Here is a 13,327-nt window from a genome sequence, read left to right as displayed (position 1 = left end):
AAACTTTACCTAATTAAATGCGATAAAAGCGATCAATATTAAATATCTTTGAAGTTCAATATTATTACAAAATGGGATTAATAAAAGATATTTACTCCGTTACTTTTTACGAAAAATTTGGTCAGGCCGTTGCCGAAGTACATTCAACATTCGATAAACAAAAATTCATCGAAGCCATTTACGAAGGCAATTTTGCTCAAAAGGAATGGAAAGAACGCATGAAATATACCACAGTTGTTTTGCATCAATTTATGCCTCAAAATTTCCCTGAAGCAGTTTCTCTAATTGATAAAATCATCGAAAATTTAAAGCAAAATAATTTTACCGAAGGAAATCTGGCGTTCATATTTTTTGCTGATTATATTGAAAAATATGGTTTAGATGATTTTAAAACTTCGGCGAAAGCCTTTGTATCTATCACACAATTTATAAGCTGCGAATTTGCCGTTCGCCCTTTTATTTTAAAATATCAGGAAAAAATGATAGGCGAAATGGTGAAATGGTCTTTACACGAAAATCATCACGTACGTCGTTTAGCCAGTGAAGGTTCACGCTCGAGATTACCGTGGGCAATGGCGATTCCGTTCCTAAAAAAAGACCCTGCTTCTATTCTGCCAATTTTAGAAAATCTTAAAAATGATCCGTCAGAATATGTACGCCGAAGTGTTGCCAATAACTTAAATGATATTGTAAAAGATAATCCTGAAATTGTATTAGAAATTGCAAAAAAATGGCGCGGTTTAAGCAAAGAAACCGACGCGATTATCAAACACGGCTGCAGAACTTTATTAAAACAAGGACATCCTGAAATCCTGAGCCATTATGGTTTAGAAAGCACAAATATTGAACTTTCTAACTTTGAAATCAAAACGCCAATTGTGAAAGTTGGAGATTATCTGCAGTTTCAATTTCACTTAAATAATAAAAATGACGAAGCCAAAACAATTCGTTTGGAATACGCCGTTCATTATAAAAAATCAAAAGGACATTTGGCGAAAAAAGTCTTTAAAATCAGTGAGAAAATCTATCAGCCACATCAATTAACCAAAGTCGAAAGAAAACAGTCTTTTAAACTAATTACAACCCGTGTTTTTCATACAGGAATACATCAATTGTCTATTATTATTAATGGAACTGAAAGTGAGGCTTTGGAATTTGAGTTGATTGAATAAATACTCTAAACATTAAACCTAAAAAAAACTAAAATGACATTTCCCGACTATTTAAAAGAATTTGAAAGTGATTTATTAAAGTATAAGTTAGGCTTTATTCAAATTAATGCAAAACCTATACAAGAAGAAAGTACTTTGCCTTTTACCCAAAGCAAATTTTTAGGAAAACCATATTTGCCAATTAATATGGAATATCCAAAAGACAAAGCAGGAAAACCAATGGTTTTGTTGGCGCAGCTTAATTTTTCGGAAATACCTAAATTAGAAAATTATCCAGAAAAAGGGATATTGCAATTTTATATTCCATCAGAAGATTGGTACGACATGAATGATTATAAAGTTTTATATCATACAGAAATCGAAAACAATCAAACTAATTTTGATTTTCTAACTGAAGAATTATATTCCGATTTTCCTGTTTATTGTGAACATAGCCTAACTTTTTCAAAACAAGAAGAATATGGAGGTGTTCTAGATTTTAGATTTGATTATAGTTTTAACGGTCTGGATTATTGGGAATTTGAAGAAAAATTGGATGATATCCAAAAAAAAGAAATTCAAAAATTGTTGTATTATGAAGGTCATAAAATTGGAGGTTATGCCTATTTTACGCAATCAGATCCAAGAGAATATGATGATAAATTAAAAAATGATGTTTTACTGCTGCAAATAGATACCGATGAAGAAATAATGTTTGGTGATAGTGGCGTTGCAAACTTCTTTATAAACAAAGAAGATTTACTTAATAAAAACTTTGAAAAAGCATATTTTAATTGGGATTGTTGCTAATTAACTAATCTTGTTTTAGCCATAAAAATTATCGCAAATTGCACCAATTTTCACTAATTTATGTGTGTTAATTTGTGCAATTCGTGTTATATTTTCAATTCAAATAGAATCTTTATAATTCTATTTCCTTACTTTTATAATTCATACCAAAAACAAATTTTCTTAATCTAAATTAAGTTGCAGATTGTGACTACAACTGTAATTTTGCTTTCAACTAAAACAAATACCATGTCAAATATCAGTTTAATTATCGAAGAACGTTCTGCCAGTATTGGCAATTTTATGGTAGGCAGATTATTGCCTTTCCGTGAAAAAAGAGCCGTTGGACCATTTGTATTTATCGATCATATGGGACCGGCACATTTAAGTGATCATGAAAATATGGATGTTCCTCCACATCCGCACATTGGACTTTCGACATTGACATTTTTGTTTGAAGGAAGTATTATGCACCGCGATAGTTTAGGAACAGAATTAGAAATAAAACCGGGTGCTGTAAACTGGATGACGGCCGGAAAAGGAATCGTACATTCTGAAAGAACGCCGGAATATTTAAGACATTCTGATAAAATGCTTCACGGTTTACAAATTTGGGTTGCGCTACCAAAAGAATTGGAACAAATGGATCCGAATTTTGCCCATATAGAAGCAGATGATATTCCGAGTTGGGAAGAAGATGGCGTTTCATACAAATTAATTGCTGGAGAAGCCTTTGGAAAAAAATCGCCGGTTCCGGTTTATAGCCCGTTATATTTTATTGAAATTAAAAGTACAGAGGCTAAAAAGATAAACATCGGCAAAGATTTATTTGGCGAAAGTGGCTTGTATATTTTGGAAGGAAGTATTAAAAGCGGCGAACATGTTTATGATCCGAAACAAATTTTAATTACAAACGACAGTACGCTTTGTGAGTTTGAAATAGCTGCAAATTCAACAGTTTACATCTTTGGTGGACAGCCATTTCCTGAAGAACATTTTATCTTTTGGAATTTTGTTTCTTCGGATAAAAACTTAATCGAAAAAGCCAAACAAGACTGGAGAGAACAAACTTTTCCAAAAGTTCCGGGCGAAACCGAATTTGTGCCTTTACCAGAACCTAAAATCAAATAATAATGGATACTATATCAGCACAAATTGATACACGTTTGTATCGAACGGAAGTCACATCTGCTAGTGGAAATATTTTAATTTCTGATGAACCTCAAATATTGGGCGGCAAGAATTTAGGCTTAAATCCAACAGAACTTTTGGCAGCTTCACTGGCTTCGTGCACCGTAATTACTTTGCGAATGTATATTAATCGTAAAGAATGGGATGTTTCTGAAATAAATGTCAAAATTGATTTTGAAAGAGATTCTGATCGAAATGTATCATTATTTACCCGAAAAATCGAAGTAATTGGCGAAGTCGACCAAACACAAAGACAAAGATTAGAAACAATAGCAAATAGTTGCCCAATTCATAAAACACTGACACATTCAATCGAAATTAAAACCACATTAATATAATTACCATGGAAATTCAACAAATTAACGATACAAGAAGAGGCTATTTTGAAGCTGTAGAAGAAGGAAAAGAAGCCGGGAAAATGACGTATACCTGGGCTGGAGATTCAAAATTCATCATCGATCATACAGAAGTAAGTGAAGAATTTAACGGAAAAGGTGTTGGCAAAAAACTAGTTATGGCCGCTGTAGCATATGCCAGAACCAATAACTTAAAAATCATTCCGCTTTGTCCCTTTGCAAAAAGCGTTTTTGATAAGGTTGAGGAAATTCGTGATGTGCTTTTTTCATAAGGTTCAAAGTTACAGAGGTACAAAGGTTCAGAGGTTTTTCTAACGAATATTATTGTAGAGACGCACAGCAGTGCGTCTTTCGCATTTCATAACGTCTTACATCTCATCTCGACGGAGGAGAGATCACACTCGAAACTCCGTAATCTAAATCACCAATCTTTGTCGAGCTACTAGTGTGATCTCTCCTCCGTCGAGATGACAAAAATGGCGCAAAGCTTAGTGAACTTTGCCAACTTTTCTACAAACACTCCACAATAAACTTTGTGAACTTTGCGAAAAAACTTTGTTATCTCTGCGGTTAAATTCACAACCTTAAACCCGCATCCCTAAATCAAATTTTTTAATCTCCTCCGAAACTCTTACATTTGCATGTAATTTAAACTTAGAGTATGTCAAGGATAATTACACTTTTCTTTTTTTTCATAGCACAAATCGGCTTTTCTCAATCAGCTGAAAATTATTTAGAAAAAATCAGAAATAACGAAGCTCTCTTAACAGCTTTTTTTCAGCAAATGCCTAAAGGCGGCGATTTACACCATCATTTTTCGGGATCAATTTATGCAGAACCTCTTTTAGAAAGAGCTATTGCAGAAGATTTTTATCTGAATATAGAAACGATGGCAACTTCTAAAACAAAACCTGCAAAAGGGAATTGGCAAACTTTCTCTTCGCTAAAAAATGAAGGAAAACTGGCTTTTTACGAACAGCAAGTTATGCAAACCTGGTCGGTTAAAGATTATAATGGTTCTGTGCCTTCTGATGATCAGTTTTTTGACTCTTTTCAAAAATTTGAACCAACTATACAAGGTCATTTTGCCGAAGGAATACTCGAATTAAAAAAACGCGCCCTTGCAGAAAATGTAAGTTATATCGAAACACAATTATCAACGATTCCGTGCGATATGAATGTTGCTGATTTATCTGATTTTAATTCGAAATTGCGTCAGGCTTCATCTCAAAAAGATGAAAAAGCAGTTCTAAAACTTTTAGACGATTTGTATAAATCACTTCAGAAAAAAGACGCTAAAAAATATGCAACAGATTTCAATACTAATTTTATAGCAAAACTTCATAAAGACTTAAAAATTGATGATGAGCGTTTTACCATGCGTTATCAAAACTTTGTACTTCGTTTTATGGATCCTGTTGATTTATTTAAGAACCTGACGATTGCATTTATCTCTGCCAACGACAGCAAATTGGTTGCGGGCGTAAACATCGTTTCGCCGGAACACGGTGAAAATTCCATGAAAGATTATTGGCTTCACATGGTCATGTTTAAATATTGCCACTCAAAATTTCCAGACGTAAAATACACACTTCACGCGGGCGAATTAACTTTAGGTTTGGTTCTTCCAGAAAATTTAACCTGGCATATTAACGATGCAATTCATATTGCCGGAGCCAACAGAATTGGTCACGGAGTTGATATTGCGTACGAAGCAAATTCATATGATTTATTGCAATATATGGCAAAGAACAATATTCCGATTGAGATTAATTTAGTTAGTAATGAATTCATTTTGAAGGTAAAAGATAGCCGTCATCCGTTTACACTTTACAAAGAATTTAATGTGCCAATTGTAATCAGTACTGATGATGCAGGAATTTTAAGAACCAATATGACGGAACAATATGTTTTATTGGCAAAAAGATATCCTGATGTTTCATACGCAACTATAAAACAATATGTTTACAACAGTATTAACTACAGTTTTATTCAGGATGAAGCGGTTAAAAAGCAATTAATCAAAGATTTGGATAATAGATTTAAAGCTTTTGAAGGGAAATTTTCTAAAAACTAACTGTCTAATCTTTGCGAAATTGCACGCAGATTTTAAAAAGATTTAAGCAGATTAACGCAGATAAAATTAAATTTAACTATGATTCTAGAAGCCGCATTCCTTTTCGTAAAACCAGATTTAGCAAATCAGTTTGAAATTGATTTTGCAAAAGCAAGTCAGTATATTTCATCAATTGATGGCTATTTAGGTCATACTTTACAGAAATGTCTTGAAGTCGAAAATAAATATCTTTTATTGGTTGACTGGAATACACTCGAAGATCATACCGTAGGTTTTAGAACTTCTGAAGCTTATCTGGAATGGAAAAATATTTTGCATCATTATTATGAACCGTTTCCTATTGTAGAACATTTCGAAACCGTTTTTGAGAATAAAAAATAGGCCACTGATTATATGATTGAACCGATTAACGCAGATTATTTATTTTTAATTCATACTCATTCGTGAATCCCGATAGCTATCGGGAGTGGCAAAAAACAAAATATAAACATGAACATCAAACTTATCGCCATTGGCAAAACCGACAATAAATCGCTGCAGAATTTAATCGACGATTATACCAAACGTTTGTCGTTTTATATCAAATTTGATTTGGAGATAATTCCGGATATCAAAAACGTGAAGAATTTATCTGAAAGTCAGCAAAAAGAAAAAGAAGGCGAATTGATTCTGTCCAAATTAACACCAACAGATCAGTTGATTTTATTGGATGAAAACGGTAAAAACTTCTCTAGCGTTGGTTTTTCTGAAGAATTGCAAAAGAAAATGAATTCGGGAATCAAAACTTTGGTTTTTGTAATTGGCGGCCCTTACGGATTTTCCGATACGGTTTACAGCAAAGCGCAGGGAAAAATTTCGCTTTCGCTAATGACATTTTCACATCAAATGGTTCGTTTGTTTTTTATCGAACAATTGTATCGCGGATTTACGATTTTAAGAAATGAACCTTATCATCATCAATAAAAAAGCTTTGTTTTTTTAGTTTCAGGTTTTCTTTGTTTCAAGTTTAGAAGATGAATTCTACCGGGAGTTTATCAAGATTGTATGACACATATTTTTGCAGTAAAATTTTATGTTGGATATATTCTTCATAACTCATGTTCTTATCAAATAAAAACACCACATCTGGCACCCTTTCAAACTTTATACTATAAAAACGTTGTAATATTTCTGATATTTTTATTTCCTTATTTCCCATCAAAACTTGCTCTTTTCCTTTTCTAAAACGAAATACAAAATTTTCTTTATTTGGCTTTTCCATTTTATAATACACTTTCGTGAAAGGCAAAAAGGCTAAATTCTTTCCAACAGAATCTGCGTAGGAATAGTAATTTTCAGCTTTTTCATTTTTGTGTGCTTTTTCGCCACGCTTTTTTTCCTGTAGTTTTATTACTTCCGGAATTACCAATTTTAATGGTAAACGTTTGTCAATATTAAAAATCCAGTTGGTTGAAATAATGCTGTTTTTTCTGTTTACTTCTGCAATTGTATCTTTTCCTTCTATTTTTAAAAAGATATAAATTGGTGAAAGATCTTCGACATTTTTAACTATTGAAATATTTGATTTTGGAAGTAGAACGTCTTTTTTTTCTTCGCAGGAAAAGAGAAGAAATATAAATATTAAGCTAAAGTATTTCATATTTATTTTGATTAAAATATTAATTGACTCAAAGGTTTGTCATTCCGAGGAACGAGGAATCGCATCCAAAGAGCGACGTACTGTGCGTAAGTTTTTAGTGTGATTTCTCCTCCGTCGAAATTGACAAACTAAACAGTTATTCTCTTTACAAACTCATTTTCTCAAACAAAGTCACACATTCCGTCGCCTCTTTTACATCGTGCACACGCAAAATTTTAGCTCCTTTTGTCAATGCAATGGTATTCAGAAACGTTGTTCCGTTTAAGGCTTCTTGCGCTGTATTATTTAGCATTTTATATATCATAGATTTTCTTGAAACTCCGGCTAAAACAGGCAATTCTAATAAATTAAAAAGTTCCATTTTCTGCATGACTTCATAATTCTGATCGGTTGTTTTAGCAAATCCGAAACCGGGATCTAAGATCAAATCATTGATTCCAAGACTTCTTGCATGTTTTACTTTCTCAGAAAAATAGAAAAGCATTTCTTTTACAATGTCATCGTATTGCGTCATACTCTGCATTGTTTGCGGGTTTCCACGCATGTGCATCATAATGTACGGAACATTATATTTTGCAATTACATCAAACATTTTATCGTCTAATTCTCCCGCTGCAATATCGTTTATAATTGCTGCACCGCTTTCTATACTTGCTTTTGCTACTTCGGCTCTAAAAGTATCGATTGATAATAAAGCTTCCGGAAAATGCTTTAAAATCAATTCAATGGCAGGAACAATTCGGTCAATTTCTTCCTGTTCGGTAACAAATTCGGCACTTGGTTTGCTCGAATAAGCACCAATATCAATAAACGTAGCTCCTTCTGAAAGCATTTTATCTGCTTGCGAGATTATTTCGTCTTCATTTTTATATTTTCCGCCATCAAAGAATGAATTTGGCGTCACGTTCAAAATTCCCATTACTTTAGGAATAGACAAATCAATAAGTTGGCCTTTGCAGTTAATTAGCATCTCTTGTTATTTTTGTTTCAGGTTTCAAGTTACTCAGCTTGCGCAATCTACTTCAACCTGAAACTTTAAACTTGAAACTTTTTTCATAAACTCTTTAATTTTATCCTTATTTTTGAAGAAATTTTAGCAAATATACAGCAATAAATGAAGAATACTTCCCTTGAATTTGATAATGTAATTACGGTTTGCCGTACTTTATTTATCAATAAAATGAAAGATTATGGTAGTGCATGGCGCATTTTAAGATTGCCATCATTAACCGATCAGATATTCATAAAAGCACAAAGAATCAGAAGTTTACAGGAAAACGAAGTTCGTAAAGTTGATGAAGATGAAAAAGGAGAATTCATCGGGATCATTAATTATTCGATCATGGCCCTGATTCAGTTAGAATTAGGCGTTGTTGACCAACCTGATCTTGATGTAGAAAAAGCAACCGAATTATACGACGCTAAAGTTAAGTTAACCAAAGAGTTAATGGAAGCTAAAAATCACGATTACGGCGAAGCGTGGCGCGATATGCGAGTAAGTTCATTGACGGATTTGATTCTGCAAAAACTACTTCGCGTAAAGCAAATTGAAGATAATAAAGGAAAAACTTTAGTTTCTGAAGGCATCGACGCGAATTATCAGGATATGATTAATTATTCTGTTTTTGCTTTGATCCTAAATCCTATAAACAAATAAAATTCCAATTTTTAAATTCCAAAACCCAATTTATAGAATTGGAATTTGGAATTTCTTTATTGAGATTTAAATTTTAATACTTTCCCCATGAAAAACATCATTACTCAATTCTCCCGATTATTTGTCGGTGTATTATTTATCATTTCAGGATTAATTAAACTGAATGATCCGGTTGGTTTCTCTTATAAATTGGCCGAATATTTTAGTGAGCCGGTTTTTAATATGCCTTTTTTAGAGCCTTTAGCTTTAGGTTTGGCTATCTTTTTAGTGATTTTAGAAGTAGTTTTGGGTGTAATGTTATTGGTGGGCTACAAATCAAAACTTACCATTTGGGCCTTATTGCTTTTAATCGTTTTCTTCACATTCCTTACCTTCTACTCTGCTTATTTTGATGTAGTTAAAGATTGTGGATGTTTTGGAGATGCCTTACACTTAACACCTTGGCAATCGTTTACAAAAGATATTGTTTTACTTTTCTTTATTCTGATCTTATTTATCAATAAAAAGCTGGTAAAACGTTTATTCTCAAAGACAGTTACCAATATTATTACGCTAATTGCTATCGTATTATGTGTTGTTATGACTGTTTGGGTTTTAAACCATAATCCGATAAAAGATTTCCGTCCGTTTAAAGTAGGAAGCAACATCGAGAAAGGAATGGAAATTCCCGAAGGAGCTCCTAAATCTGTAGTTGAAATGATTTTTATCTACAAAGTAAATGGCGTTGAAAAAGAATTTACAGAGAAAGATTTAATGAATATTCCTGAAGGTGCGACTTTTGTTGACAGAAAAGATAAAGTAATTACAGAAGGTTATGTTCCGCCAATTCATGATTTTTCGATGACAAAAGACGATTCTGATTATAAAGAAGAATTGCTGAAAGAACCAAAATTATTGATTTTTGTGACATACGATTTGGCTTTATCAAATCCTGAAGGAATGAAAAAGTTAGAAGATGTAAATAAAGAGGCAAAATCAAAAGGATATAAAGTTATCGCGATGACAGCTTCCGGAGCTGATGAAATTGCAAAAGCTAAAAAACAATATGGCATAAATGTTGATTTTTATTTCTGCGATGCTACAACTTTAAAAACAATCGAAAGAGCAAATCCTAGTATTGTGGTTTTAGAGAACGGAACTGTGATTCAGAAAGTTCATTATAATGATGTTGATGATTTAAATCTTTAAGACTCTCGATATAGTCTCTAATAAAACATATAATTCAAAAAAGCTACAATTTATTTTGTAGCTTTTTTTTTACTTATTTTTTGTATTTTTGTAGATTTAAATTAAAATAATGAATCATTTAAAATATGAACTTTATCGAAATACTGAAACAACTATTTTTGAATTTAAAAGCATTGGTCCTAATGGAGAAATAACGAAAGTCATAATTTTTAATGCAACTCAATCTAAAGAAATTTATAATCTGGCATTCGGAGATTTGATATATAATGAAGTTCACAAAAGATATATTTTAGATGATTCAATAATTACAAATAATGGAGATCGAAATAAAATTTTAGCAACAGTTGCCAACTCAGTTTATATTTTTACAGAAAAGTATCCTAAAAAGATGGTCTTTTTTAAAGGCAGTACACTCGCGAGAACACGTTTATACAGAAGGGCACTTTCAATTAATTTAGAAGAATTGTCCGAAACTTTTATTATCTTTGGATCAATAAAGAATGAGTTTGGAAACGTTAACAGCGTACCTTTCAAATCAAATGGTGATTTTTTTGGTTTTATTATAAAAAGAAAAGAATTATGAAAACTACAGTAAAGAAAGTTTTAACTGAAAACAAAAATACTTCTATAAATTCTAAAATAAAAATTGATAAAAAATTGGACGATTTAAAAATTATACAATCAAATAAACAAGAAGAAGTAAATAAACTCACCTTTAATTTGAATTTATAACTTTTATAGCCAATTATTATACTATAAAGTCCTTTGTTAAATTGGACTTTTTTTTATAAAAAAAATTAGTTTTATGAAATTACAAAAATTACTGTTTCTTTTACTAGTACTTTTATCAAGTTTTATTGCAGTTAGCCAATCTCAAACCACAAATAAAGATCAACGTTACATCTTCTTCTTTCATAATAAATTTGTCGAAGAAAACGATTTAAGTGTTGCCCATCCTGAATATGGAAAAGCAGAGTATAACGAGATTATAGATTCATTTAAAAAAGATAATTTTATTGTTATCAGCGAAAAAAGAAAGAAAAACACTAATGCATATGACTATGCTGAAAAAACAGTAAAACAAATTAAAAAACTTCTTAAAAAAGGTATTCCTCCAAATAAAATTACAGTAATCGGCACTTCAAAAGGTGGTTATATTGCAGAATATGTTTCTACTTTGTTAGCTAATCCAGATGTAAATTTTGTTTTTATTGGATGCTTTATAGACAGCGATATCGAACAAATTCCGGATATTAATTTCTGTGGAAACATTTTAACGATTTATGAAAAATCAGATATTTATGGGGTTTCGGCGATTAAAAGAAAAGAAACTTCAAAACTTAAGATAAATCATTTCAAGGAAATCGAATTGCATACCAATCTAAAACATGGCTTTTTATATAAAGCTTTGGACGAATGGATTGTTCCAAGCAAGAAATGGGCAAATGGCAATTATGATTTGAATTAAATTCTAAAAATCATATTTAAAAGACTTCAGTAAATTCTAAATTAGAAAATTTTACTGAAGTCTTTTTTTGCTTAAATCTGACGTTTTTTTGCTCCAAAAAAAACCTTCTTTCATTAAAAATATCTTTTTTTTCATTTTCTTAAAAAACCATTTTCCTGAAAATAATAAAATTTCGAGTTTTCCAAGTGAACTATTACGATTTCAAAGCTCTTTTTTTAACCGAAATTTCCCGTTTTGTGATAAAATAAACGAGTCTTCAAATTTTGTTAATCTCCATTTGGCATTCGATTTGTTTGTTTAACTTTGTTCGGAACCTTAATTTATGAAATTGCTCTGGTTTGAATTTGCAGATTCATTTCCTGAAAAGCAATTTAAAGTACATTACAAATATTATTTTAATATGAAACAAATAGCGCTAATTGTTATTGCATTTATTACTTTTTCATGCTCACAAGCTCAGAAAACAAGTTTTTCAAAAGAGGCTTTGTCTGAAAAATTATTAACCCTTGATGGAGGTCAGACTTCTTTCAAGAACATTCTTAAAAAATACAAAGGAAAAACTTTGGTTATCGAAGTTTGGGCTTCCTGGTGTGGTGATTGCGTAAAAGCAATGCCTAAATTAAAAGAACTTCAGGCGAATAATCCTGATGTTTCTTACTTATTCCTTTCGGCAGATAAAACGGCTGACAAATGGAAAGCCGGAATTGAAAAACACGAATTAAAAGGCGATCATTTTATGATGAACGACGGTATGAAAGGTGTTTTTGGAAAAGCAATTGATTTAGATTGGATTCCGAGATACATTATCGTTGATAAAACAGGTAAAATTGTATTATACCGTGCCATAGAAACTGATTTTGATAAAATCAATGAAACTTTAAAAGGTTTAAAATAAAATTTGAATGGCAATGGCAATGTCAATGCTGAATTCAATTTAATACTGAAATAAAAACAAAAAAAAAGAATAATAAAAACTACCAAAATGAGAAAAAAGATTGTTGCAGGAAACTGGAAAATGCATAAAAACGCAGGACAAACTGAAGAATTATTAAGTGAATTAATTACAAAAATTCCAGCACAAACAACTGCGCAAGTAATTGTTGCTCCAACATTTGTAAATTTACAAGCAGCTGCTGCTAAAGTAAAAAATACAACTATTGGTGTTGCTGCACAAAACGTTCACCAAGCGGAAGGCGGAGCTTTTACAGGAGAAATTTCTGCAGACATGTTAACTAGTATTGGTGTAAACACTGTAATTCTTGGTCACTCTGAGCGTCGTGCTATTTTTCACGAAACAGATGCATTGATCGCAAGCAAAGTTGATACAGCTTTGAAACATGATATGACTGTAATTTTCTGTTTTGGTGAAGAACTAAAAGATCGTCAATCTGGAAATCACTTCAACATTGTTGAAAACCAATTGCGTGACGGAATTTTTCATATTGCAAAAGAATCTTGGTCTAAAGTTGTTTTAGCTTATGAGCCAGTTTGGGCAATTGGAACCGGAGAAACTGCTTCTCCTGAACAAGCGCAGGAAATGCACGAATTTATCAGAGAAACAATCCGTAAAGCTTTTGGAGCTGATATCGCTGATGAAGTTTCTATTTTATACGGTGGTTCTGTGAAACCGGATAACGCTAAAGAAATCTTCGGTAAACCAGACGTAGATGGTGGTTTAATTGGAGGTGCTGCCTTAAAAGCTGATGACTTTTTAGCGATTGTAACGGCTATCTAATTTTAGATTTTAGATTTTAGATTTTAGATTTTAGATTTTAGATTTTAGATTTTAGATTTTAGATTTTAGATTTTAG

The 13,327-nt window shown here is 31.8% G+C and carries 17 protein-coding genes; 15 read left to right on the top strand and 2 right to left on the bottom strand.

Annotated elements, in window-relative coordinates; translation table 11 throughout:
* Positions 1–71: 71 nt before the first annotated feature.
* The 8 genes from AC4FQ3_RS00085 to rlmH all read left to right on the top strand — a co-directional run bounded on the left by AC4FQ3_RS00085 (position 72) and on the right by rlmH (position 6,527).
* Entirely contained in the window at positions 72–1,172 is a 1,101-nt protein-coding gene (locus AC4FQ3_RS00085; RefSeq protein WP_491180406.1) for a DNA alkylation repair protein, read from the top strand.
* A gap of 33 nt (positions 1,173–1,205) precedes the next feature.
* Positions 1,206–1,961 (top strand): YwqG family protein, encoded by a 756-nt coding sequence (locus AC4FQ3_RS00080; protein WP_042564330.1) that lies wholly within the window; start codon positions 1,206–1,208, stop codon positions 1,959–1,961.
* Between the two features lie 228 nt (positions 1,962–2,189).
* Complete coding sequence (locus AC4FQ3_RS00075) at positions 2,190–3,071, top strand: pirin family protein (protein ID WP_042564329.1); 882 nt, start codon at positions 2,190–2,192, stop codon at positions 3,069–3,071.
* A gap of 2 nt (positions 3,072–3,073) precedes the next feature.
* Entirely contained in the window at positions 3,074–3,469 is a 396-nt protein-coding gene (locus AC4FQ3_RS00070) for an OsmC family protein (RefSeq protein WP_042564328.1), read from the top strand.
* Between the two features lie 5 nt (positions 3,470–3,474).
* Positions 3,475–3,759, top strand: a complete 285-nt coding sequence (locus AC4FQ3_RS00065) for a GNAT family N-acetyltransferase (protein WP_491180405.1) — start codon at positions 3,475–3,477, stop codon at positions 3,757–3,759.
* 389 nt (positions 3,760–4,148) lie between these two features.
* Positions 4,149–5,564 carry an amidohydrolase family protein gene (locus AC4FQ3_RS00060; RefSeq protein ID WP_491180404.1) on the top strand — a complete coding sequence of 472 codons (1,416 nt, stop codon included), beginning with the start codon at positions 4,149–4,151 and terminating at the stop codon, positions 5,562–5,564.
* Between the two features lie 78 nt (positions 5,565–5,642).
* Positions 5,643–5,945, top strand: a complete 303-nt coding sequence (locus tag AC4FQ3_RS00055) for an antibiotic biosynthesis monooxygenase family protein (RefSeq protein ID WP_073393703.1) — start codon at positions 5,643–5,645, stop codon at positions 5,943–5,945.
* Positions 5,946–6,053: 108 nt separating this feature from the next.
* A complete protein-coding gene (rlmH, locus tag AC4FQ3_RS00050; RefSeq protein WP_491180403.1) occupies positions 6,054–6,527 on the top strand; it encodes a 23S rRNA (pseudouridine(1915)-N(3))-methyltransferase RlmH in 474 nt (157 codons plus the stop codon).
* 43 nt (positions 6,528–6,570) lie between these two features.
* Here rlmH and AC4FQ3_RS00045 read toward each other — a convergent pair whose 3' ends face one another.
* Together AC4FQ3_RS00045 and folP are read right to left on the bottom strand one after the other, a co-directional pair.
* On the bottom strand, positions 6,571–7,203 hold the full coding sequence (locus tag AC4FQ3_RS00045; RefSeq protein ID WP_491180402.1) for a hypothetical protein: 633 nt from the start codon (positions 7,201–7,203) through the stop codon (positions 6,571–6,573).
* Positions 7,204–7,348: 145 nt separating this feature from the next.
* Complete coding sequence (gene folP, locus AC4FQ3_RS00040; protein ID WP_491180401.1) at positions 7,349–8,173, bottom strand: dihydropteroate synthase; 825 nt, start codon at positions 8,171–8,173, stop codon at positions 7,349–7,351.
* A gap of 144 nt (positions 8,174–8,317) precedes the next feature.
* Between folP and AC4FQ3_RS00035 the strand changes: the two genes are divergently transcribed.
* The 7 genes from AC4FQ3_RS00035 (at position 8,318) to tpiA (ending at position 13,251) form a co-directional block, all read left to right on the top strand.
* A complete protein-coding gene (locus tag AC4FQ3_RS00035) occupies positions 8,318–8,860 on the top strand; it encodes a DUF1599 domain-containing protein (protein ID WP_042564323.1) in 543 nt (180 codons plus the stop codon).
* An 87-nt stretch (positions 8,861–8,947) separates the two neighbouring features.
* Entirely contained in the window at positions 8,948–10,048 is a 1,101-nt protein-coding gene (locus AC4FQ3_RS00030; RefSeq protein WP_491180400.1) for a BT_3928 family protein, read from the top strand.
* 109 nt (positions 10,049–10,157) lie between these two features.
* On the top strand, positions 10,158–10,631 hold the full coding sequence (locus tag AC4FQ3_RS00025) for a DUF6934 family protein (protein WP_491180399.1): 474 nt from the start codon (positions 10,158–10,160) through the stop codon (positions 10,629–10,631).
* Positions 10,628–10,780: a hypothetical protein gene (locus AC4FQ3_RS00020; RefSeq protein ID WP_491180398.1), complete on the top strand. Its 153-nt coding sequence runs from the start codon at positions 10,628–10,630 to the stop codon at positions 10,778–10,780. The genes AC4FQ3_RS00025 and AC4FQ3_RS00020 overlap by 4 nt, the downstream gene beginning before the upstream one ends.
* 73 nt (positions 10,781–10,853) lie before the next feature.
* Positions 10,854–11,516 carry an alpha/beta hydrolase gene (locus AC4FQ3_RS00015; protein WP_491180397.1) on the top strand — a complete coding sequence of 221 codons (663 nt, stop codon included), beginning with the start codon at positions 10,854–10,856 and terminating at the stop codon, positions 11,514–11,516.
* Between the two features lie 400 nt (positions 11,517–11,916).
* Positions 11,917–12,411, top strand: a complete 495-nt coding sequence (locus AC4FQ3_RS00010) for a TlpA family protein disulfide reductase (RefSeq protein WP_491181003.1) — start codon at positions 11,917–11,919, stop codon at positions 12,409–12,411.
* Positions 12,412–12,498: 87 nt separating this feature from the next.
* Positions 12,499–13,251 carry a triose-phosphate isomerase gene (gene tpiA / locus AC4FQ3_RS00005; RefSeq protein WP_042564318.1) on the top strand — a complete coding sequence of 251 codons (753 nt, stop codon included), beginning with the start codon at positions 12,499–12,501 and terminating at the stop codon, positions 13,249–13,251.
* Positions 13,252–13,327: the final 76 nt, after the last annotated feature.

The organism is Flavobacterium sp. AK-345 (assembly GCF_058310175.1).
The sequence above is the reverse complement of the archived record's forward strand: the minus strand, read 5'-3'. Positions and strand labels throughout refer to the sequence as shown.

Bases quoted from the DNA above. Each gene is read 5' to 3' on its own strand.
- tpiA (WP_042564318.1), top strand. From the start codon at position 12,499: ATGAGAAAAAAGATTGTTGCAGGAAACTGGAAAATGCATAAAAACGCA.
- AC4FQ3_RS00075 (WP_042564329.1), top strand. From the start codon at position 2,190: ATGTCAAATATCAGTTTAATTATCGAAGAACGTTCTGCCAGTATTGGC.
- AC4FQ3_RS00080 (WP_042564330.1), top strand. From the start codon at position 1,206: ATGACATTTCCCGACTATTTAAAAGAATTTGAAAGTGATTTATTAAAG.
- AC4FQ3_RS00060 (WP_491180404.1), top strand. From the start codon at position 4,149: ATGTCAAGGATAATTACACTTTTCTTTTTTTTCATAGCACAAATCGGC.
- AC4FQ3_RS00010 (WP_491181003.1), top strand. From the start codon at position 11,917: ATGAAACAAATAGCGCTAATTGTTATTGCATTTATTACTTTTTCATGC.
- folP (WP_491180401.1), bottom strand. From the start codon at position 8,173: ATGCTAATTAACTGCAAAGGCCAACTTATTGATTTGTCTATTCCTAAA.
- AC4FQ3_RS00065 (WP_491180405.1), top strand. From the start codon at position 3,475: ATGGAAATTCAACAAATTAACGATACAAGAAGAGGCTATTTTGAAGCT.
- AC4FQ3_RS00035 (WP_042564323.1), top strand. From the start codon at position 8,318: ATGAAGAATACTTCCCTTGAATTTGATAATGTAATTACGGTTTGCCGT.
- AC4FQ3_RS00055 (WP_073393703.1), top strand. From the start codon at position 5,643: ATGATTCTAGAAGCCGCATTCCTTTTCGTAAAACCAGATTTAGCAAAT.
- AC4FQ3_RS00045 (WP_491180402.1), bottom strand. From the start codon at position 7,203: ATGAAATACTTTAGCTTAATATTTATATTTCTTCTCTTTTCCTGCGAA.
- rlmH (WP_491180403.1), top strand. From the start codon at position 6,054: ATGAACATCAAACTTATCGCCATTGGCAAAACCGACAATAAATCGCTG.
- AC4FQ3_RS00015 (WP_491180397.1), top strand. From the start codon at position 10,854: ATGAAATTACAAAAATTACTGTTTCTTTTACTAGTACTTTTATCAAGT.
- AC4FQ3_RS00070 (WP_042564328.1), top strand. From the start codon at position 3,074: ATGGATACTATATCAGCACAAATTGATACACGTTTGTATCGAACGGAA.
- AC4FQ3_RS00085 (WP_491180406.1), top strand. From the start codon at position 72: ATGGGATTAATAAAAGATATTTACTCCGTTACTTTTTACGAAAAATTT.
- AC4FQ3_RS00025 (WP_491180399.1), top strand. From the start codon at position 10,158: ATGAATCATTTAAAATATGAACTTTATCGAAATACTGAAACAACTATT.
- AC4FQ3_RS00030 (WP_491180400.1), top strand. From the start codon at position 8,948: ATGAAAAACATCATTACTCAATTCTCCCGATTATTTGTCGGTGTATTA.
- AC4FQ3_RS00020 (WP_491180398.1), top strand. From the start codon at position 10,628: ATGAAAACTACAGTAAAGAAAGTTTTAACTGAAAACAAAAATACTTCT.